The sequence below is a fragment of the Faecalimicrobium dakarense genome, from assembly GCF_000499525.1.
Lineage (GTDB): Bacteria > Bacillota > Clostridia > Peptostreptococcales > Peptostreptococcaceae > Faecalimicrobium > Faecalimicrobium dakarense.
Genome location: NZ_HG529295.1, coordinates 1 through 2,395 on the forward strand (window position 1 = coordinate 1; position 2,395 = coordinate 2,395).

The window sequence follows — 2,395 nt, forward strand, 5'->3', positions numbered from 1 at the left end:
ACCTATAGGTGCATACTTTTTTATAATTATATGTTATATTTATATAATTATCACTAAATAAGAATATATACAAGTTTATAGTTCATAATCTAAAATGAGGTATAGAATTAAGTTATTTATGTTATAAATCAGTTAGGAAAAAAATTTATTTTAAAAAATATATTGACAATGATAATGATTATCAAATATACTTATTGAGTAATAAAAAGGAGGTTAAGTCATGGAGATATTTATGTCATCAGCTGAAGAAGCATTTTTACACGTCGGATCTATGATTGGTTTTTTTATAGTATTATTTGGATATATAAATTATAAAACTAATGAAAACTTTACATATATCATAACTAAAAACAAAAAATTACAACCATTAATAGGAGCGTTAATAGGAGCTATACCAGGTTGCGGTGGTAGTTTGGCTATAATTCCATTATACATACAAGGAAAGCTTAGCTTTGGATCTATCGTAGCAAGTTTAATAGCAAGTATGGGAGATGCAGCATTTATATTAATTTCAGCAAATTTTAAAGTTTATTTAATAGTAACTATAGTTGGATTAATAACAGGTATTTTAACAGGATATATAGTTGATATATTTAATCTTGAAAGTGTATTAAATCTTAGAAAAAATAAAATAGAACCATTAACTAGAGGAACTTCATGTGGTTGTAATCATGGATTCTCTCACAAAAAACAAAAAGTTATTAAAAATCAAAACAGTAAAATATATAAATTTGCATATTTAATGACTCATAAAGTAGGATATAAAATATACTTAGTAATTCTTTTAGTAGGATTTGTCTTTATGACTGTAGCTCATTCAGGAATAGAAAATGAAATTGTTCATTCTATTCATGAACTTGAAGAGGTTTTAGCAATATTAGGTATATTATCATCTATAATTTATACTATGTGTTTTAAAATTGTATCTAATAGCTATAATATAGATAAAGATGATAGATCGTCACTTAAAAATATATTAATAAATGGAGTATCTGAGATTTCATTTATAATAACATGGATATTTATAGCCTACCTTGGATATGATTTTATAGTAATGTTACTAGGAGGAGAAGAATACATTGTTAATCTTGTTTTATATGCTGGAATAGGAAGTGTGTTTATAGGTGCATTACTTGGATTAATACCAGGGTGTGGAGTGCAAATACTGCTTATGTCATTTTATTTAAAAGGAAACTTACCATTAGGTGCTGTAATTGCAAACTCTATATCTCAAGATGGAGATGCTTTATTTCCTATTATAGCATTAGATAAAAAGTCAGCACTTTGGGCAAGCATAGTTACAACAATTCCAGCGATATTAGTTGGTATTATTGTTTATATAGTTACAGTATAATGAAAGGCTAATAGTTAACTATTAGCCTTTTATTATTTGAAATTAAATAGTATAAAGATTATTGTATATTTATATACTATTTAATTCTTTACTCATTTTACATAAAATAGTACATAATGTATTAATTTCATTACCTATTAAAATTTTATGATTTAATTTACAATCATTGCATCCATCTATGCAATTAGTCCCACTTATTATATCGTTTTTTTCCCCCCCCAGTCTTTTAAAATTTCAATAAATTCATTAATATCCATCTCTAACTCCTCCAAAATATATTCTCTATATTATTATATAATTAAGGTATATTCAAAGTCTCTAGGTATATATTGGTAGAGTAAAATATATAAAAACTTGATTACTTTTAATTAAAGATTTACAATATAATATACAGACTTATTATGAATTTTAGCATAGAAAGGAACCATAATGGACGAATATTATTATGAAAATTTATTAAATATAAAAACTATAGGAGATCAGAAATGGAGTAAAAATAATACACATTATCATCCTTATGAACCGACATTATATTCTGCACTTGAATATTTATTTGAAAGATATACATTAAAAAGCAGTGATCATGTAGTTGATTTTGGATGCGGAAAGGGTAGACTTAATTTTTATATAAACTATTTTTATAAATCAAATATAACAGGAATTGAAATGAATGAAATATTTTATTATGAAGCTTTAGAAAATAAAGCAAATTACCTAAAGAAAAATAAAAAGAGCTTATATAAAGTAAATTTTGAGTGTTGTTTAGCTCAAGATTATAAGATAAAACCATATGATAATAAATTTTATTTTTTTAATCCATTTTCTGTACAGATATTTACAAAAGTTGTTGAAAATATTTTGATATCATTTGAAGAAAACCCTAGAAATATAGAAATTATTTTATACTATCCATCAGAAGACTATATATATTATTTGGAGTATCTAAGCCCATTTGTATTATCAAAAGATATTATATTACCAAAATTAAATAAGAAAGATGAACGTGAAAGATTTGTTATTTATAAATTAAGCTATAAAAAC

General features: G+C 24.0%; 2 protein-coding genes. Both read left to right on the forward strand.

Features of this window, described 5'->3' with window-relative positions:
• Positions 1 to 220: 220 nt before the first annotated feature.
• On the forward strand, positions 221 to 1,354 hold the full coding sequence (locus tag BN899_RS06680; protein ID WP_042273999.1) for a putative manganese transporter: 1,134 nt from the start codon (positions 221 to 223) through the stop codon (positions 1,352 to 1,354).
• Positions 1,355 to 1,783: 429 nt separating this feature from the next.
• The coding region (locus BN899_RS06685) for a methyltransferase (protein WP_071162439.1) at positions 1,784 to 2,395 on the forward strand (612 nt) is incomplete at its 3' end.